General features: G+C 49.6%; 14 protein-coding genes and 1 pseudogene. 6 read left to right on the plus strand and 9 right to left on the minus strand.

Annotated features, from left to right (window positions below; all coding sequences use genetic code 11):
- Positions 1-92 precede the first annotated feature (92 nt).
- Positions 93-1,016, plus strand: coding sequence for a DMT family transporter (locus tag AB8599_RS18705; protein WP_407334409.1), 924 nt, complete (start codon positions 93-95; stop codon positions 1,014-1,016).
- Between the two features lie 93 nt (positions 1,017-1,109).
- On the opposite strand, the gene AB8599_RS18710 is transcribed toward AB8599_RS18705, so the two are convergent.
- On the minus strand, positions 1,110-2,036 hold the full coding sequence (locus AB8599_RS18710) for a LysR family transcriptional regulator (protein ID WP_407334410.1): 927 nt from the start codon (positions 2,034-2,036) through the stop codon (positions 1,110-1,112).
- A gap of 115 nt (positions 2,037-2,151) precedes the next feature.
- On the opposite strand from AB8599_RS18710, the gene AB8599_RS18715 reads away from it, so the two are divergent.
- The 4 genes and pseudogenes from AB8599_RS18715 to AB8599_RS18730 form a co-directional block, all read left to right on the plus strand.
- A complete protein-coding gene (locus AB8599_RS18715) occupies positions 2,152-2,871 on the plus strand; it encodes an SDR family oxidoreductase (RefSeq protein WP_407333248.1) in 720 nt (239 codons plus the stop codon).
- A gap of 235 nt (positions 2,872-3,106) precedes the next feature.
- A complete protein-coding gene (locus AB8599_RS18720; RefSeq protein ID WP_407333249.1) occupies positions 3,107-3,628 on the plus strand; it encodes a DUF2058 domain-containing protein in 522 nt (173 codons plus the stop codon).
- A gap of 438 nt (positions 3,629-4,066) precedes the next feature.
- The gene (locus AB8599_RS18725; protein ID WP_407333250.1) at positions 4,067-6,082 is read left to right on the plus strand and encodes a methyl-accepting chemotaxis protein; all 2,016 of its coding nucleotides are present in this window, start codon (positions 4,067-4,069) and stop codon (positions 6,080-6,082) included.
- Between the two features lie 170 nt (positions 6,083-6,252).
- Positions 6,253-6,572 (plus strand): annotated as a pseudogene (locus AB8599_RS18730) (hypothetical protein); the annotation flags it as partial.
- A gap of 84 nt (positions 6,573-6,656) precedes the next feature.
- Here AB8599_RS18730 and AB8599_RS18735 read toward each other — a convergent pair.
- Entirely contained in the window at positions 6,657-7,649 is a 993-nt protein-coding gene (locus AB8599_RS18735) for a cytochrome d ubiquinol oxidase subunit II (protein WP_407333251.1), read from the minus strand.
- Positions 7,646-8,986, minus strand: a complete 1,341-nt coding sequence (locus AB8599_RS18740; RefSeq protein WP_407333252.1) for a cytochrome ubiquinol oxidase subunit I — start codon at positions 8,984-8,986, stop codon at positions 7,646-7,648. Before AB8599_RS18740 ends, AB8599_RS18735 begins: the two co-directional genes overlap by 4 nt.
- Before the next feature lie 778 nt (positions 8,987-9,764).
- On the opposite strand from AB8599_RS18740, the gene AB8599_RS18745 reads away from it, so the two are divergent.
- Positions 9,765-11,474 (plus strand): methyl-accepting chemotaxis protein, encoded by a 1,710-nt coding sequence (locus AB8599_RS18745; RefSeq protein ID WP_407333253.1) that lies wholly within the window; start codon positions 9,765-9,767, stop codon positions 11,472-11,474.
- Between the two features lie 104 nt (positions 11,475-11,578).
- On the opposite strand, the gene AB8599_RS18750 is transcribed toward AB8599_RS18745, so the two are convergent.
- The 6 genes from AB8599_RS18750 to AB8599_RS18775 are packed head-to-tail and all read right to left on the minus strand — an operon-like array spanning position 11,579 to position 18,634.
- Positions 11,579-13,255, minus strand: a complete 1,677-nt coding sequence (locus AB8599_RS18750) for a BatD family protein (RefSeq protein WP_407333254.1) — start codon at positions 13,253-13,255, stop codon at positions 11,579-11,581.
- Positions 13,256-13,262: 7 nt separating this feature from the next.
- Positions 13,263-15,221 (minus strand): VWA domain-containing protein, encoded by a 1,959-nt coding sequence (locus AB8599_RS18755; RefSeq protein WP_407333255.1) that lies wholly within the window; start codon positions 15,219-15,221, stop codon positions 13,263-13,265.
- Complete coding sequence (locus AB8599_RS18760; protein WP_407333256.1) at positions 15,214-16,179, minus strand: vWA domain-containing protein; 966 nt, start codon at positions 16,177-16,179, stop codon at positions 15,214-15,216. Before AB8599_RS18760 ends, AB8599_RS18755 begins: the two co-directional genes overlap by 8 nt.
- Positions 16,172-16,678 carry a DUF4381 domain-containing protein gene (locus AB8599_RS18765; RefSeq protein ID WP_407333257.1) on the minus strand — a complete coding sequence of 169 codons (507 nt, stop codon included), beginning with the start codon at positions 16,676-16,678 and terminating at the stop codon, positions 16,172-16,174. The genes AB8599_RS18760 and AB8599_RS18765 overlap by 8 nt, the downstream gene beginning before the upstream one ends.
- A gap of 31 nt (positions 16,679-16,709) precedes the next feature.
- A complete protein-coding gene (locus AB8599_RS18770; protein WP_407333258.1) occupies positions 16,710-17,681 on the minus strand; it encodes a DUF58 domain-containing protein in 972 nt (323 codons plus the stop codon).
- Entirely contained in the window at positions 17,678-18,634 is a 957-nt protein-coding gene (locus AB8599_RS18775) for an AAA family ATPase (RefSeq protein ID WP_407333259.1), read from the minus strand. The genes AB8599_RS18770 and AB8599_RS18775 overlap by 4 nt, the downstream gene beginning before the upstream one ends.
- Positions 18,635-18,753: the final 119 nt, after the last annotated feature.

Consider the following 18,753-nt stretch of genomic DNA (forward strand, 5'->3'; position numbering starts at 1 on the left):
ATTTTCATCATTATACGTCATGCTAAAGCGAGGCTAGTATGTGTTTTTGTGATCAATGTTTGATCTCATCATCACGAACCGGAGCCTTTATCGTGCGTACTATTTCTGTTGGATTGGCCATGACCTTGTTGGTTATTGGCAACCTCAGCGCGACGTTTTCCGACGCGCTGGTTAAAACCATGGAGGGTGGGCCAGATGGCGCTATCTTCCAATTCGCGTTATTTCGCCAGGTGTCTGCCGTTCTCATTTTGCTGCCTTTCTGTTTGACGGCACCCGTAAAAAACTTAAACAAAGGCTTGAAGTGGCATGCGCTGCGTGCGCACATTTGGTTACTCGGTGTGTTCTTTTCTGTGATCGCACTGACGACCATGCCGTTGGCAACCGCGAACGCCATTTTCTATGCTGCACCACTGATCATGCTGCCGTTGGCGGCCATTTTTCTGAGAGAAAAATTGTCAGCATCGTCGATTATTGCCGCCGTTGTTGGGTTTATTGGCGTGCTGATTTTGGTGCGTCCGACAGAGCTTGATTGGGGGGCGTCATCCGCGCTGATTGTGGCGGTGACGCTGGCGGTCAACAACTTGTTGATCCCGAAAATCCCGCGTGAGCAAACGGTGTCACAGACCTTGCTGTTGCATAACTTAATTGGTATTCCTATCGCGTTTGCGCTGGCTTTGTATGAAGGCATGCCATTTAGCTTGGATTTATTCTGGCGCGCGGCAGGTTCGACCGCATTCATCTTGGTCTATGCCGCCACCTGTGTAATTGCGTATCGCGCCGCGGAGAGCAACAAAATCGCCAGCGCGGAATACAGCGGCTTAGTGTGCGCGGTGGGTGTTGGCTTGGTACTGTTTGGTGAAGTGCCTGACATGATCATGATAGTCGGTACAACCTTGATCGTGGTGCCGTTGATTTGGTTGGCAGGGCGCGAGAAACACAAATCACGTAAAGCCAAAAAAGCGGCAACGTTGGCGGCAAAACAAAAGGCGATAGAAGAAGCTATCGAACCCGCGTAAAGCCATTTTATTAGTATTTAAAACATAAACCACGCCAGACTCTTTTCGAGTGGCGTGGTTTTTTTATGCTTCAACATTGTTCTAGCGCGTTAGTTAGTTTGCTGTTCGCAGTTGCGGAGGAATGCCCGCCATCAAATGGGAGATCAGCGCTTTGAGTCTTGCTGGCTGGTGGCGATCTTTGTGGTAGAGCAGATAAAGAGGCACGTTATCAACCTTCCAATCCATAAATACGGCTTCCAATTTCCCTTCGGCAACAGCTTCTGTACAGTACAAATCTGGCAAGCGACAGATCCCATTCCCTCGCAATGCTGCGTTCAAAAGCACATGTCCATTTTTACATTGTAAATTGCCGCCCACATCGACTTCGATATGTTGCTGGGCATCTTGGATATTCACGTATTTCCACTTAGTCACTGAACCTGTCAGGCAATCGTGTTGTTGTAAATCGTGAGGGTGATTGGGTCTTCCGTTTTGCGCCAAATATTGGGGGGAGGCATAGGTGCCAATGTTGATGTTTCCCATTTCGCGCCCAATTAATAAAGAGTCGGGTAGCGCTCCCATACGGACAACCAAATCAAAACGCGATTGAATCAAGTCGACGCGCTCCGAGCTGAAATCGAGTTCAACATGGATATCGCGGTGGGCCGCGCAGAACTGATGAATGGCGTCGCCAATCAGTGATTCTCCAATGATCCCGCCAACACAATTCACGGCAATAGACCCTTTCATCTGATCGGCATCATCACTGGCGAGGGAAATCGCATCATCAATTTGCATTAGCGCTGCTTGGCAGCGCGTAAAGAATGCTTCGCCTGCTGTGGTTAATCGTTGAGAGCGAGTAGTACGAATGATGAGCTGCACGCCTAAGCGAGATTCAAGCTGACTAAGCTGACGTGACATGTGCGCGCGGGATGCACCGAGTTTATCCGCCGCTTTTGAAAAACTGCCTGATCCGGCAATGGCCACGAAGGCGCGAATGTCGTGCAGGTTATCGATCAATGGGTCTCTATTGGTGCTCATAAGGTAACACTGAGTTTTATTGTGATATATATATTAACAATCATGACTTATTTAGAATGCAGCCTCAATAAGAAACACCCAATAACAAAAACAAACAATCCGATCGAGGTAGAGCATGAAAAAGTTAGTTGTTATCACTGGTGCAAGCTCAGGTATTGGCGAAGCCATCGCAAAACAATTCTCAGCGCAAGGTCATCCACTGTTGTTGCTTGCACGTCGTGTAGAGCGCCTTGAAGCATTGAACTTACCAAACACCCTGTGTAAGCAAGTTGATGTGACAGACAAAGCCTCTTTCGATGATGCCGTTGCTGCTGCACAAGCCATGTACGGCGAAGCCGATCTGCTGGTTAACAACGCGGGTGTGATGTTGCTTGGCGATGTGTCTACTCAAGACGCGGCGGAATGGCAAACCATGTTCAATGTGAATGTGGTGGGCCTACTCAATGGCATGCAAGCCGTACTTGCACCAATGATTGCGCGTAATAGCGGCACCATCATTAACATCAGTTCCGTCGCTGGCCGTAAAACATTTCCGAACCACGCAGCATACTGCGGTACCAAGTTCGCAGTTCATGCCATCTCTGAAAATGTACGTGAAGAAGTGGCAGCCGCAAACGTTCGTGTTATCACCATTGCACCAGGCGCAGTAGAAACCGAACTCTTGTCTCACACGACGAGCGATGAAATAAAAGCTGGCTACGAAAGCTGGAAAGAAGACATGGGCGGTATTCTAGCCGCGGATGACATCGCTAACGCAGTGACCTACGCATACAACCAGCCACAGAATGTATGTGTACGTGAAATAGTGCTAACGGCGACACGTCAACAGCCGTAATAGTGGTCAATATTTCTGTGCCTAAACAAGCATTGGCCTCGGTAAATACCGAGGCTTTTTTGAAATGAGAGGAAGAAGAAATCGAGTACAAGGTGATGCGTTAACACGCAATGGCGAGTTTAGATGGCCTGCCCTTGATTATTCGTTCTTTTAAGTGGCGTGAGCGATGGTATCATCAGGCTATACGCGTTTTTAAAACCCTCATTAATAAAACTGTGCCCGTGGCGGAGTCAAAATGGCAAAACTAACACTACAAGAGCAGATGCTGAAAGCTGGTCTTATCGACAAAAAGGCAATGAAAAAAGCAGGGAAGACGTCAAAAAAATCCCGCACCTTGGCAAAAGAAGCCAAAGCCGCTGTTGAAGAAAATCGCTCAGCGCAAATCGCCCAAGATCAAGAGCTTAATCGTCAGAAGCAGATGGAAGTTGAAAAGAAAGCGATCGCCGCACAAGTGAAGCAGCTTGTTGAAATGAACAAAATTGATCGTAGAGACGGCGACATTGGTTACAACTTCACTGATGGTACTTTGGTGAAAAAACTTTACGTCAATAAAGACATCCAAGCGCAGTTGGTAAATGGCCGTTTGGCGATTGCACGCTACCTTGATGGCTACGCTATTGTACCAGGCGTGGTGGCAGACAAAATCAGCCAACGAGATGAAGAGACAATCATCGTTAACAACACCGTTAACGAGCAAGAGATTGACGAAGATGATCCATATGCAGACTTCAAAATCCCTGACGATTTGATGTGGTAATCGGTCACTAAACGCCTTTGTAAAAGCCAGTCGTATCTAGATTTGATCATTTGTTGATTTCATCGCGGCTGGCTTTTTTGATCGTCTTTTCTCGCGCTAGAGATATCAAAAAACAAAGGATAGTAAAACCTATTCATTTCAATGTGAAAGTGAATCCTGCCTTTATCCTAAGCTGCAAAAACTGGGTTATTTCACGTCATCCACCCTGCCAGCCCAAAAAAGCATGTGCGTCGCCATGTGCATCACATTGATACATTCTGTTTTTACCTGATCTGCTACTTCGCCCAATTTTGTGTGAACAACTTTCTCATGATGATGGCAAGTATTTGTCTACACTTTTGTCAATAGTGATTCAACTGTCACAGTGTCGATTGGCTGGTTAGTGTTTGTCAAACCTCGTTACTGTTTATGTTTTTGTGAGATTAAGGGTGTAACTTAATGAAAATAAAGTCAAAAATTATATTAAGCTTTGGTTTTATAGGTTTGGTTATTGCCATTATCAGTGGCTTAGCTGTTTTGTCTTTGTCCAATAGTTCTAAATCTCTTCAGTATATTGTTGGGCCAGCTTGGGACACTGCTGACGGCGCGATGGAGACCTCCATCGAGGTGGAAGCACAGATGCTTGCGGTGTATGACCTGATTGGCGGTGCAGACAAAGCGTCGGTTATGGCGCGGCTTGCCAATGCCGATGAAAGCGCTCGAGAGGCTTCGTCTCGATTGATCGCCGCAGGTTTGATTGGGGCGGCTCGCACAGATGATTTCAAGACAACGTATCAGCAGTATTTATCAAATAGGGATGCACTTATTAAGCAGGTTGCGTTGTTTTCTGCGGCGAAAGAAAATTATGACATTGCTACCGCTGAATTGGTCGATTTGGGTGAGCAGCTGGAAGAGCTCGGTGACAGTGCAGTCGAAGAGCTTGAAGGCAGCCCTGACAAGTTTGTGACTTGGCGTGTTGATATCCAACCTCGTTGGCAAGCGGCTGATGGCGGCATGGAATCAAACATTGGGTTGTTGTGGAAACTCTATCAAACACAGCGGTTGCTTGATGGCGAAGACTTTGCCTCGCAGCAAATTAAGATAGAAGAAGCGCGCGCTTTTCAAAATGAGGCAAATGAGGAAATGTTTTCTACAGGCCGCTTTGATGTGTCTGCGGGTGGAGCGTGGGGTGATGAGACTTATGCGGATGTATTTAAACGCTTAAATAATGGTCACAATGCCGCGCTGGATAACGTCGTCGCTGCTTATGGCGCATTCAAAACAGCGTTAGATAGCTACAACCGAGCCTCCAGCACCTTATTGGCATTTATTGGGGAACTTGAGGAATATGCAGACGGGACGGTAGAAAACCATGCTACCGAAACGCTTGCAGATGAGGCAACGGCGGCGTCGACGTTTAAATCAGTACTTATTGGTGGACTGGTTTTGGTGTTGATCATGGGCTGGGTTCTGATGCGTCAAATTTTGACTCCTATCGACCGACTGCTGACGCGAATGACGGATATCGCCGATGGCGAAGGGGACTTGACGCGTCGAGTAGAGATTTCTTCTCCAGACGAATTTGGACAACTTGGCAACGCAGTCGACCGATTTATCGCCAGGGTGCAAAATCTTGTCGTTGATATGAATAGCTCAATTTCTTCAGTACGTGAAGCCATGACCGAGCTTTCTCATGCTTCCAATGAAACGTCTAACATTAGCGATCAGCAGACGCGTGAAGTGGTTACCATCGCGACCTCGGCGGAAGAAATGGCAGCCAATTCGACCGAGGTTGCCAGTGGCGCGCAAGACGCAAGTCAATCGGTACTTTCAATCGATCAAAATACGAAAGCCACCTTGGTTCAGGTACAAGAAGCTTCTGTCGCCGTGTCGGGTCTGGTTCAAGAAGTGACGCGTGGTACAGAGGTCATTAATTTTGTTCTGAGTGATGTCAATAACATAGAAGCCATCCTATCTGACATTAATGGGATTGCCGAACAAACCAACCTTCTGGCATTGAATGCAGCAATAGAAGCGGCACGTGCTGGTGAGCAAGGGCGTGGATTTGCTGTCGTGGCTGATGAGGTTCGCACCTTGGCAACCCGAACGCAAGATAGCACGGGTGTTATTCAGGCGCGTATTCAGCAGCTGCAAAAAAGTGCTCATGAAGCCGTAAAAGTAATGAGTAGCGGCATGGCAGAGGGAGAAAAAACCGCAAGTATTGCCGCAAAAGCACAAGAATCGCTGAATTGCGTGGCGGGAGAGATTAATAATTTAAGCGGTATGAATCAGCAAAGCGCGAGTGCAATTGCCCAACAAGAAGAAGTGGCCAAGAGTATCGCTGTAAATATCTCAAACGTGCAGGTACTCGGTGAAACGGCGTTGGGTCATATTCGCCAAAACGAAAAAACCATCCAGTTGTTACTGCAGCATCAAGAAGCGCTTTCAAGCAAGGTTGCGCGCTTTAAGGTGTAGTGACTTCACCGAGCCGTGGCCTCCACATGTGGCAACAAAAAAACCGGAAGGCGACTTCCGGTTTTTTGTATTTTGACAATCCGGCTAAGCCATTAAGCCATTAAGCCATTAAGCCACTAAGCAAGAACAACGAAACAACGGGGAAATACACTCTAAGAAAGTAAACTACCGCACTGCACCTATTCCCCTTTGCTGAAAACCCAAGAAAACAGATGCCAGACGGTATTCCTTTTCGATTGATGGATTACCTAGAGCTTGTCGATTGGGCAGGACGGCAATGCCGAGAAGATAAACGTGGTCATATTGAGAGTCGTGAACCCGACATACTCAGTCGTTTAGGGTTTTGCGTTGCTGAATGGCTAGACACTTACACGAAAGTGGAAAAGGGAACCATATAGGCACAGAGTCATCGATTAAAGGAGCCTTAACTTTGCCTGTCCTAGTAGACCGTGTCCCAGCAGACCGCCTCACTGTAAACACCCAAACATAAAGGCGCACCCCAATCGGTGCGCCTTTCTCTTATCTATTTCCAACTAAATCAATAGTTAACAGGGCTTTCTATTGATACCAGAATCTACTGATAGCTAAGCTCTGTTGCCTTTCCTTTGAATATTCGATAAACCACAAAGGTATAAAGTAAGATCATGGGCATGACGAACGCTGCGCCGACACCGACAATCTTCAGTGTGGCGGGAGAGCTAGCCGCCTCTTGTGCCGTCATGATACCCGGCACCACATACGGGAAGAAGCTATAGGCCAACCCTAAGAAACTGAGCGCAAAGATCATGCTTACGCCGAAGAAAGGCCATCTTGCACCCAAATCATCTTTCATGGGGACTTGACGCAGATAGCGGTCAACCAGGTAAATGATGGACATCACGACCAATGGTACAGGGGCGAGCAACAGCATTTCAGGGAAGCTGAACCAGCGCTCGGCGACTTGCTCGTTAACGATAGGGTTCACAATACTCACTGAAGCAATGCCAATCGCCGCCAACCAGCCCGCACGACGAGACCATCTCGCAGCGCGAATTTGCAATTCCCCTTCGGTTTTCAGCACCAGCCACGCACCGCCGATATAGACATACGCCGCGGTGACACATAGCGCACTTAATAGAGCGAAACTGTATGCAGACGGTGACGACTCAAAGCCCATTATGTAGCGACCCATCATGTAGCCTTGCGACAATGACGCTATCAGCGAGCCAGCTTTAAAACAGCGATCCCACGTGTCTTTGCGCTCGGCTTTCGCTTTGGCGCGAAAATCAAATGCGACACCTCGCATAATAAGGGCAAACAGCATGACGGCGGTAGGCAGATAAAGCTCTGTCAGGATCAAGCTGTGCGCAGGCGGAAAGGCTATCAGCAAGATGCCAATCGCCAGTACCAACCAGGTTTCATTGGCATCCCAGAACGGGCCAATAGAGGCAATCATTCTGTCGCGCTGCGCTTGGTGATTAGCGGGCAATAAGATGCCCACACCAAGATCGTAGCCATCAAGAATGGCGTACATGAAGGCGGAAAAACCCAATAGCAGCAAGTAGATTTCCGGCAAGTAATCCATCATACGATTGCCTCCTGAGTGGATGCAGTCGGCGTGTCATGCTCGGCATGGATGGCCTTCCTCGCCAAATAGAACAAGGTGCGAATATAGGCCACCAGCAACACCACATAGACCACCAAATACATCGTCAGTGAAATCATGACATGGCCGCTCGGCACTGTGGTGACCGCCTCTGAAGTGCGTAGCACACCGCTCACCAACCAAGGCTGACGACCAATTTCCGTCACATACCAGCCAGCCAAAGTGGCTATCCAGCCGGAGAAGGTCATTGCGACTAGCCCGTATAGGTATGGCTTTGGCAATTCGCGCTTACGAATGATCCTAACTGCGCCATAGCTGGCGACCAAAAGCATCAGCACACCCACACCAACCATGATGCGAAAACCATAGAACAGCGGCGACACAGGCGGGTGATCTTCAAAATCATTTAAGCCAACCAATTCACCATTTAAGTCATGGGTGAGGATCAGGCTCGCCAACTTCGGAATGCCAATTTCCATCGCATTACTACGAGTATCTTCATTAGGGACCGCAAACAGCAGAAGCGGCGCGCCATTTTGGGTTTCCCACACTCCTTCCATTGCGGCGATTTTCTCGGGTTGATGCTCAAGGGTGTTCAAACCATGTAAGTCACCGACAAAAATCTGCACCGGAATCAGTCCTGCAGCGGCAAGTATCGAGACTTTCAGCCCTGTTTTTGCCACGCGATGATCGGGCTTTTTAAGGTATTGATAGGCACTAATACCTGCAATCAAGAAACTGGCAGTTAGGCCAGATGCCAACAAAGTGTGTGCCAGTCGATACGGCAGTGACGGGTTCAATATCACCTCTTTCCAACTGGTAACGTGAACAATGCCGTCAATCAACTCATAACCCGCGGGCGTGTGCATCCAACTGTTGAGCACCAATATCCAAAATGCCGAGAGGCTTGTGCCCACTGCCACCAATATTGTTGCGAGCGTATGTACCCAATCCGCCACTTTGCCGCGCCCAAACAACATGACGCCAAGGAAGGTGGCTTCCATGAAGAACGCGGTCATGACTTCATAACCCAGCAACGGGCCCGCCACATTGCCCACGCGTTCCATAAAGCCCGGCCAGTTGGTGCCAAATTGGAAACTCATGGTAATGCCTGATACCACGCCCAGTGCGAAGGTTAACGCGAACACCTTTACCCAGAAGTAATAGAGATCCAGCCAAACGGAATCTTGCGTTCGGTTAAAGCGGAGTTTGAAGAACACCAGCATCCAGCCCAACGCAATGGTGATCGTCGGGAAAAGGATATGGAAGCTGATGTTCGCCGCGAACTGTATCCGCGACAACATAAGGGTTTCTAACATTTTGGTACCTCAATCATGAACAACCCGAAAATGGGGGTATCGTGCGAACACGTACAAATAAAAACGCGAGTTGTGATCGGGTGACGTCGATGCTCTGACTGTCTGCAAAGGTGTCGATTATTGATCTATATCAATATACGGGTTTATACGGTAGGAGGTTTACGTGAGGATCTACCTCGAATTGTATTCAAATATTAAGGGGTAACAAGGGCGCAACAATGCATGTGAAATGGTTACATTAGCGTGAGCATATTGGCTTGGGAAAGCCAGTTTAAAAGGTAGGGGAAATATAAAATTTCAGATCTGATGTCTAATGAAAAAAAGGCCATCAATGCGATTTGATGGCCATTTTATACTTGGGTATAGGTCTACTTACTGAAAACGTTAGTGATGGTTTTCTTGGCGTTCTTATCCGCTTTTTTCTCTTTTGCGGTGCGAACTGGTTTCTTCTTGTCGTTCTTTTTGCTGTTTTGTCCCTTACTCATGATGCTTTCCTTTCAGGTGACTATCTATGCCCAGCGTCAGTGTGTTCTGACCTCAGGGCCTTGCTAAGCAACGACCTCTTTCTGTTTTATCAAAGCTATGCATAGCTGAGTTCAGTATGTTCCCAAGTCAGAGGAATAGATAGCTATATCTCGGGTTGCATCTGCGTCTCTTCTTCGGCGTGCCCCGTTCTTACTGATTACCTTGATATTAAATGAGGGAAGTGGTTCATACTGACTATACTTCTGGTGTGACAATAATAACTATTTGATACTAAAGTATTTTAGGGGATGCCATGTTGATTAGACAAAAAGTCGTACTTTCTATTTCGGCAGCGATTTTGGCCATTGTGTTTGCCATATTGTCTGGATTGCAGGTCACGAAAGTCAGTGATGCTCAGCGCGCCCAAGCGGAACAGCGCTTCCTCTCTAATCAGATTGCTAACGAGTTTGTGAAAGTGTCTGCGTCATTGACAAGAGAAGCACGTTCCTTTGTGGCGACGGGCAACCAAATACATTGGGAAAGATATTTTGACATCATTGATTGGAGCAGTGGTAAGACGGCTCGACCCAATTGGGTTCACCGCGACCTGTTTCCTGGCGAAAAAATCGATCAGCTAACGATCATGACAAACCTTGGTTTTACCGAAGAAGAGTTGGGCTTGTTAGAAACCTCGATTTCTTATTCAAACCAATTGGTTGAAACCGAAACGCAAGCCATGGAAAGTATCAGTCAGGGGCGTTTTGTTGAAGGGCCATTTGAGATGCTTCCAGGGGAAACGGTGCAGCAGTTTGCTATTCGTATTCTTTACGATGCGAACTACTTTAAAGAGCTCGACAAAATCGCAGTGCCCGTTAATCAGTTTTTCGATCTTCTTGAAAACCGTTCAAACAAGAGCCTGATGCAAGCACAAGCGAGAACAGATGATTGGATGACCATTATGGTGTCATTGCAAGTGGTCGCTGCGGCTCTGTTTGGTTTTGTGGCTTGGCTGGTTATTCGTCGTTTACTTAACCCGTTGGGCGTTGTGATTGAAACCGTGTCGTCAGTGAGAACGGCGAACAATGAAATAGACCTGCGGAAACAATTGCCGCAGTCAGGCAATGATGAAATTGCCAAGCTTTCGACCAGTTTTAACTTCTTTATTAGTGCGCTGCGTGACATTACTAAACAGCTCGAGCAGTCTACGGGGAATTTGAAAACCTCAACCGTTGAGCTTGAGGATATCGCTGGCAAGAATGAGCAAATCAGTTTAGTACAGCGCGATTCATTGTCTCAGGTGTCAGTGTCCGCAAGCCAAATGGTGTCATCTGTGAGTGAGGCTAGAGAGAATGCATCGTCAGCAGCAGTGGAAGCTGAAGGTGCGGTGAAAGCGGCGGAATCGGGCTTGTCAGATATCAGTCTTGCGAACGACAGCATCAATGCATTAAAAACCCTGATGCTTGATGCATCGACTGTGATTGAGTCGCTCAAGCAGGATAGCAATAACATCACCAAGATTCTTGACACGATTCAAAGCATTGCTGAGCAGACCAATCTTCTGGCGCTAAATGCCGCTATCGAAGCTGCACGTGCGGGTGAACAAGGACGAGGTTTTGCGGTGGTGGCGGATGAAGTTCGTTCTCTGGCGGCACGTACGCAAGATTCCACAGCAGAAATTCAAGCGATGATCATACGCCTTCAGGACAATTCTACTAAGGCGGTATCCTCGATGGAGAGGAGTACCGAACAGGCTGAGGTATGTGTGCAGCAAACCGCCAACACCAAGAACTCACTGAATGATATTTCGAGTAGTATCAATACCATTACGGCGATTAACAGCAGTGTGGCGCAATCTACTGAGGCGCAAAGTGCGGTGATTGAAGAAGTGAGCCAAACGATTAACCGCATCCTGACGGAGGTGGATAACCTAGCCGGTCATGCGATTAATACGCGTGAGAACAGTAATCGATTGGCGAAGATAGCGTCAGAGCTTGATTCAGAGAATCGACGCTTCTTGAACTAGCCCATGCGGCACTTAAAAAGCAGCGCATAAAAAACCGGAAGGCGACTTCCGGTTTTTTTGTTTATTTATGCTGTCGTTTCTAGGCTGTGAACACTTCACTGAGCCTAAGGGGTTAGCTCGCTGAGTGATTGGCCTTTGGTTTTGTGGCTTTTCACTTTCTCAGCTTGTCTGAGTAGCGCAAGCAATTCGCTACTGTTCCAATCTTGGGATTGCGAACGGTATCGGCTTTCCATCATGGCGTTAATTTCCGCACCAATTTTCTCGCGTAAATCGTTCGGTAGATGACTGGTTTGCCAATTGCGATAGTGAGTCGCTACTGCGACGGCATTATTGCTACTCACTGCCGCTATCAGCGCGAGCAGGGCGTTGTCAGCATGAGGCGATGTTGGGCTGTGTGTTTCTGCTGTGTAGGCGACGTTAGCCTTTGATCTACGCAAGTACATGCCCAATGTGCCGAGCCATAAAACGGCAAAGAAACCTGTCGCCCATGGCCAGTAACCCGCTTGGGCAACGATGTTAACCTCTTCCGTTGGCGCTGTTTCAGACGGCGCAATGTTGACGTTAGTGTCTGGCTGAGCCGTTTGAGTTACTGGCGCGTGTTCGCCGGGGGAGACGGTTAACGTCAGTGCCTCAATCTCGCTGGTTTGCTGTTTCTTGTCGGTGGTATTGAACCAATTAATCGACAATGACGGCAAGGTGATTTGTCCTTCTTGGCGCGGAATGATCACCTGTTTTATCGTCATTACTGTGTAATCGCCTTCCTCTGTGTATTCGGGTTTATCGGAATACACACTCACGCTGGTGGGATAATCCAGATTGAGATTTGGCATGGCGCTTTGGGCAATGTTTTTGATTTTCAGGGTGATAGTGCGGTTAATCGGCTCACCCACCTCGGTGCTGAGTCGTTGACTTAGCGTGTCCGGTTGCCAACTTTGAGTTAGCTCAAGGTGCGGGGTTGGAAGCCACAAGCCTTGGAAATCTGCAGGTTTGTCAGCAATGTTCAACGTGAGACCATTCGCTTGGCGACTCATCGGCAGACCAATGGATGCCCCCCAGCCATTACCTTTTACTTCTGTACCAGTAAACACTGCGCCTTCAATCGTGAGTTCACCCGCTTGGGTTGGCGTGATTTGATACTGACGACTGATCACTACATAGCGACGACCATTCACCACGGCCTCGGCTTGCACATCTTCGCCGATTTGTGTCACGTCCAAGCCTTCACCGAACGGCGCTTGCAGGGCAGGGGAATCTAACCGTGTGCCGATCATCAAGCGAACGCGATAGTTGAAGGTTTCGCCAATATAGCCATCGTGACGATCAAGTGTGGCGATCACGTCCACTGCTTGCGTATCGACTTGTGCTGTCGCCTGACCCGCTTCCTCGACCTTGATGGTGATGGGATCAGTGCTCATGCCATCAATGGTTAACGCCGGAATGGTGTAACTGCCGACCTGTTTGCCTGCGATTGCCACGCGCCATATGGTGCTGCGCGTTAATGTACCATTGATGTAAGAGGTGTTGCTGCTCACGCTCGGTCTGCCATAGATGAAATCTTTGTCGAGTGGCGAGAGATCCAGAGCGTTATTACTCACGCTTTCATCGACAGAAATGGTCAGTTGTATTGCGTCACCCAACGCGACCACGTTTTTCGACACCGTGGCTTCGGCGGTTGCCGCAAATGCCGCGCTGGGTAGAGACGCAATCGCCATTGCGGCAATTAGCAAGGCGGCTTTGGCCTGTTGTGACAGTGACATCAGCGAAAATCTCTGATCGTTCATTCTTTGTTCACCATGAATTTTCAGTAGGCTGCGGCATCTCTTTTTGCCTCGCCTGAAGGATTAACTGAGCGCGAAGCAAGGCGGCGGTATCATCCTGCACTTGCTCGAGCTTTTTAAGTACCGGATTGCTGGCGGTCAGGGCATCGCTGTCGTTGGCAGGCTCACCGGATTCAGAGGCCATTGCCGCTGGCTGTTCGCCTTGTTCTCCGTCCTGATTTTGTTCGCCATCCTGACCTTGTTCATTCTGCTGTCCGTCTTGTTCTTTGGTTTGCTCTTGCTCAGATTTGGCTTCGCTTTGCTGCTCGGCACCGTCTTGCTTGTTGGCGTCGGCGCTTTGCGGCTGACTCTGTTCAGAGGATTGCTCTTGTTGTTGATCTGCGCTTTCTTGGCCCGAACGTTCTTGCTCAGAACTCTCTTGCCCAGAGCCCTCTTGCTGAGACTGATCCTGCTGTTGCCCAGACTGACCTTCTTGCTGTTGATCCTGCGATGACTGATCTTGACTGCCTTGCTGGTTCTGGTCTTGGGAGCCTTGCTGGTTTTGAGACTTGTCCTGTGACTCGTCACCCTCACCCTGCTGTTGGTCGTTGTTTTGCTGATCTTTCTGTTCTTGTTGTTGCTGTTTCTGCTGTTTCTGCTGTTCGAGGGCTTTTTTTACGACATCCAGATTGTGCTTGGCATCGGCGTTATTCGGGTTTTTCGCCAGCAAAGATTCATAGGTTTTCTGAGCAGCCTCTAAATCGCCAGCCTGGGCGAACGCATTGCCGAGGTTGTATTGAGAAACCGGATCATCCAATTGCGACAATGTCTCTATCGCACCCTGATAATCGCCTGCTTTGTACTGCGCGATGCCTTTCCACGATGGCGATGCAAAGGTGTTCGCGGCGTCTTGGTAGTTGCCTGATTCAAACTGCTCATAGGCTTGTTGATCGTCGGTCTTAAAAGCCGCAGCCGAAACCGGATTAATGGGCATCACGACAATCAAGGCGGCTAACACCACACCTTTTCGAAAGCCAAACAGCGCGAGTAACATGATAGGCAGGATCAGCCAGAACCCATCGTTGATGCGTTCTTCAATGGTTTTACTCTTCCCATCGGCGTTGCCGTCGAGCGGCTTGGCGCTAAACGCGACGAGGTTATTCACGTCTCGGTTGGTTGGTTGCCACTGTTGGAGCATACCGCCTGTTTTCTGGGTGATAGATGCCAAGGTATTCAGGTCGAGCTTCGCAACCACAGGTATGCCATTTTGTTCCAGCAATTTGCCGTCTGGCAGTTTGATTGGCGCACCTTGTTGTGTGCCGACCGCCAAAACAGAGACGCGATAATCGCTGCCACCCAGCACGTTAAGCGCGGCGTTGGACTCGCTATTGCTCAATCCATCGGTGATTAACACGATGTCTCCTTGCGAGAACCCAGCTTGTTTCAACAAGTCCATCGCTTGGTTTATCCCTGCAGCGGCGTTGCTACCCGGGATTGGCATAATGGCGGGAGACAAATTCGGGATCAGGGTTTTTAGGGTTGCGGCATCTTCGGTTAACGGGCTGACGATGTAGCCATCGCCCGCATACGTCACCAAGCCAGTGCTGCCTTCTTTCCAGCCCGGTAGCATGTCGAGGGCTTTGAATCGCGCTTGAGTGAGACGATTGGGCGCAATGTCTGTGGCGTACATAGAGCGGGACATGTCCATCACCAACACACGTGCCCCAGCAAGGTTCACCGCGGGTAATTCAGTTTTCTGCCAGCTTGGGCCAGCCAAAGCAATCACTGACATCAGCCATGCGCCAGCAAGCACAGCAACAGGCCAACGTTTTGGTTTGCGGTTAGCTGTTTGGTTGCCCGAAAGCAACGCGGCGAGATGCGGCGCGATCAAGCCTGATTTTTGTGCTTTTCCTTGAACCCAAGGAAGCAAAAAGGCGAGTGGCAATAAGGCCAGCAGCCATGTAGGGTGCATAAAGGTAAAATCAGCCATGACGTCTCCTTAAAACAACGATGACGACAGACAACGCCAGCGCGAATCCAAGCGGGAAGCGGAACAGCTCGTCTCGTGGTCGCCACGTTTGCTGGACGGTCGAGATCGGCTCTAGCTGGTCGATGAGTTGGTAAATGGTTTCAAGCTCCTTTCTGTCCCGTGCGCGAAAGTATTCACCGCCGGTCATTTTGGCGATGTCGGTCAGGGTTCTTTCATCCAAATCTTGCGAAGGGTTAACCCGTCGTGAACCGAACAAAGTGCGTTGCAGCATGCTGTCTGCACCGACACCAATGGTGTAAATGGTCACATCATTTTCTTTGGCAAGCTCTGCCGCTTCTAATGGGTCGATAACACCTGCCGTATTCGCACCGTCACTGAGTAAGATGATCACGCGCTGCGGGGCTTTGCTATCAATAAAGGTTTTGGTGGCAACACCCAAGCCTTCACCAATGGCGGTGCTTTCACCTATTAGCCCAAGAACGGCGCGTTCAAGTTGTTGCGCCACGGTATTGCGATCCAGTGTGAGCGGCGTTTGCAGATAGCCATGATCGGCAAATAGCACCAAGCCCACGCGGTCGCCTTCGCGTTTTGTGATGAAATCTGCCAGCACGTCTTTGACTGCTGATAAGCGATCGGTGGTGTTGCCATTGGTCATCACCATGTCTTCCATGGCCATAGAGCCGGACAAATCCACGGCCAGCATCATGTCTCTGTGTTCTGGCTGGATCTGAATAGGGTCGCCATACCAAATCGGACGGGCTGCGGCGAGCACTAGGCTCACCCACATCAGTGCCATCAGCAGCTGCCGCAGGCGGCTGCGTTGTTGTTTACCACCCAAGCCTTTTGGAATGCGGGGCAAGTGGATAGCCGCAGGGGTTGGCACGGGCTTGGCGAATTTGTACACCAGTAAGGGTAACGGCAGCAAAATAAACGCCCACCACCAGACAAACTCAAACATGGTTTGCCTCCTTGGTGGCGTTGCTGTCTATGGGTTTGCTGCTGGGCGGCAATGCCTGTTTTAACCACGTTTCTGCTAATGCTTTACAGGTAGCCAGCTCGGCGTCTGACAGTGCGACGTTGGCAAATATCCCTTTCTGCCAAAGCTCGTTTTGGGCGACAAAGCCTTGTTTGATGGCAGGCAGTTGGCTGTCGAGAAATGCTAGCCACGTTGAGCCAGTCAGACCCGCAACCAAATCGCGGTCGAAATAGCTCAGTGCCGCGCGCTTTAATAATGCATTGATGGCAGCCAGTGAATCGGCTTGAGTTAGCTGATTGAGCGCTTCATTTCGCGCTTGTAAGCGCTGGGCTCGCTGACGCAGCAAAAAGATGGCAAGTAATGTTGCTGCCAAAAGGGCTGCGATCAATACCCACCAGCCCCACGCCAGCGGCCAGATCCCGGGGGCGATCTGAAGCTGAATATCGGCCAGTGGTAATGTTGTTGATGCTGTATTCGTCATGGTTATGACAATGCCTTCATCGTGTTTGACCTCATTTCGTATTTGTAGCGTTTGCACTGCCGCGACGTGTGCTGCCAATCTGTTGCAACAGCGGCTGTGCGGCGCTGATGGTATGCAGGGGAATCGCCAACGACCGCGCCATATCGGTAATAAATTGCTGGTGGCGTTGGTACTGAATGGCCAGACTTTCGCGGGTTTTACGCGCAGAAAAATCCAGCCATTCCGTGTCGATATCATCCGATACCCATTCGTGACCGCGGTAGTCGGTTTGTCCTTGCTCAAGCGGGTCTGAAATCTGCACAAACTGAATGCGGTTATGTTGGCGAAGTTGGCTCAATCTGCGCTTGTCCGCTTGGGTCAGTGCGTAAAAATCGCTGATGATGGCGATTTCACTGCCTTTGGGGCACAAATGGTGCATGTGTCGAAGCGCCCCTTGCCAACCTTCCGTGGAGGCCGTGTGGTTCTCTGCCGTCAGCATTTCTTTGTGGGACTCCATCAAGGCATGAATGATGTGCAAGGTACCTTGGCGTCTTGCGGTCGGTTTGCACTCGCGCAGTTGAATGCCGTTGTAGATCACCGCACCAATGCGATCTTGTTGGCTCACCACCAACCAACTGAGCAGGCTGGCAAAGTGAGTGGCTTGAACCGATTTCAACATCAGTTGCGAACCAAACTTCATGCTGGCACTGAGATCAACTAACAGCATCACAGGCTGTTCCCGTTCTTCTGTGAATAGCTTGGTGTGGGTTTTTCCGGTGCGTGCCGTCACCCGCCAATCAATAGCGCGAATGTCATCGCCCGATTGATACGGACGTACTTCAGAGAAGTTCATGCCGCGCCCTTTCTGGCGACTGCCGTGCTGGCCGCTTAATTGCGACCAAATGCTCAATGCCGGCGGCAACCATCGCACCGCCTGTTTCTGGTAGTGCAGCAGTTCAGCCAGACCCACGTTGACGCCGTCACTGTGTGGTGGCAAAACCGCGGTGGTGTCTGTCAGGCTCATACACTGGCGACCTGTTCAATCAAATGTTTCACCACGCTATCCGCCGCGATACCTTCTGCTTGCGCTTCGTAGCTCAACAGCAGGCGGTGGCGCAGTACAGGGTAGGCCATGGCTTGCACATCGTCGGGGGTGACAAAATCACGCCCTGCTAACCAAGCATGTGCTCGGGCGCAGCGATCGAGCGCTAACGTGGCGCGAGGGCTTACCCCCATTTGTAGCCACGCCGCCAGTTTGTCGCTGTAACGATGCGGATCGCGTGTGGCCATGATCAAACGAATGATGTACTTCTCGACATCTTCTGCCATGTGAATACCAAGCACAGCCTGACGCGCTTCAAAAATGTTCTCTTGTTTTAGATGCACAGGCTCTTGTTTCTCTAGACCTTGCGCTTCGCCGCGATTAAGACGAAGGATCTCAAGTTCGCTGTCGGCATCGGGGTATTCAACGTTCAGCTGCAGCAAGAAACGGTCGAGCTGCGCTTCTGGCAGCGGGTACGTGCCTTCTTGCTCGATCGGGTTTTGCGTTGCCATTACTAGAAACAGCTCGGGTAACGGATAGGTTTTTCGGCCTGCCGTGATCTGCTTTTCTGCCATGGCTTCAAGCATGGCGGCCTGCACTTTGGCTGGCGCGCGGTTTATCTCATCCGCCAGTACCAGTGAATTGAAAATTGGCCCCGGCTGAAAGGTGAACTCTCCCGTTTCAGGGCGGAAAATGTCGGTACCTGTGAGGTCTGCGGGCAGCAAGTCAGGGGTGAATTGAATGCGGTGGAAATCCCCTTCAATGCAGTCCGCTAACATTTTGACTGCGCGGGTTTTCGCGAGACCCGGTGGCCCTTGCACCAAGATATGACCGTCAGCCAATAAAGCGATCAGCAGTTGCTTAACCAGTTGTGGTTGGCCGATCACCTGACTTTGCAGGTAAGTATTAAGGCTTTGAAAAGTATCCGATAACATAAAATTCTTGTCCTTGGTGAATCAAAAACAAAGGAAAAATGACCTGTTTGAGACCTATATCTTCTTGATAGGTTCATTAATTGTAAAAGTGGAGGCTTGCGAGTCTGCTTTCAAGGGGA

Source organism: Enterovibrio litoreus (assembly GCF_045679545.1).
Lineage (GTDB): Bacteria > Pseudomonadota > Gammaproteobacteria > Enterobacterales > Vibrionaceae > Enterovibrio.

Coding starts and splice junctions, on each gene's coding strand:
- AB8599_RS18710 (WP_407334410.1), bottom strand. CDS start 2,036: ATGAGCACCAATAGAGACCCATTGATCGATAACCTGCACGACATTCGC.
- AB8599_RS18715 (WP_407333248.1), top strand. CDS start 2,152: ATGAAAAAGTTAGTTGTTATCACTGGTGCAAGCTCAGGTATTGGCGAA.
- AB8599_RS18720 (WP_407333249.1), top strand. CDS start 3,107: ATGGCAAAACTAACACTACAAGAGCAGATGCTGAAAGCTGGTCTTATC.
- AB8599_RS18725 (WP_407333250.1), top strand. CDS start 4,067: ATGAAAATAAAGTCAAAAATTATATTAAGCTTTGGTTTTATAGGTTTG.
- AB8599_RS18735 (WP_407333251.1), bottom strand. CDS start 7,649: ATGATGGATTACTTGCCGGAAATCTACTTGCTGCTATTGGGTTTTTCC.
- AB8599_RS18740 (WP_407333252.1), bottom strand. CDS start 8,986: ATGTTAGAAACCCTTATGTTGTCGCGGATACAGTTCGCGGCGAACATC.
- AB8599_RS18745 (WP_407333253.1), top strand. CDS start 9,765: ATGTTGATTAGACAAAAAGTCGTACTTTCTATTTCGGCAGCGATTTTG.
- AB8599_RS18750 (WP_407333254.1), bottom strand. CDS start 13,255: ATGAACGATCAGAGATTTTCGCTGATGTCACTGTCACAACAGGCCAAA.
- AB8599_RS18755 (WP_407333255.1), bottom strand. CDS start 15,221: ATGGCTGATTTTACCTTTATGCACCCTACATGGCTGCTGGCCTTATTG.
- AB8599_RS18760 (WP_407333256.1), bottom strand. CDS start 16,179: ATGTTTGAGTTTGTCTGGTGGTGGGCGTTTATTTTGCTGCCGTTACCC.
- AB8599_RS18765 (WP_407333257.1), bottom strand. CDS start 16,678: ATGACGAATACAGCATCAACAACATTACCACTGGCCGATATTCAGCTT.
- AB8599_RS18770 (WP_407333258.1), bottom strand. CDS start 17,681: ATGAGCCTGACAGACACCACCGCGGTTTTGCCACCACACAGTGACGGC.
- AB8599_RS18775 (WP_407333259.1), bottom strand. CDS start 18,634: ATGTTATCGGATACTTTTCAAAGCCTTAATACTTACCTGCAAAGTCAG.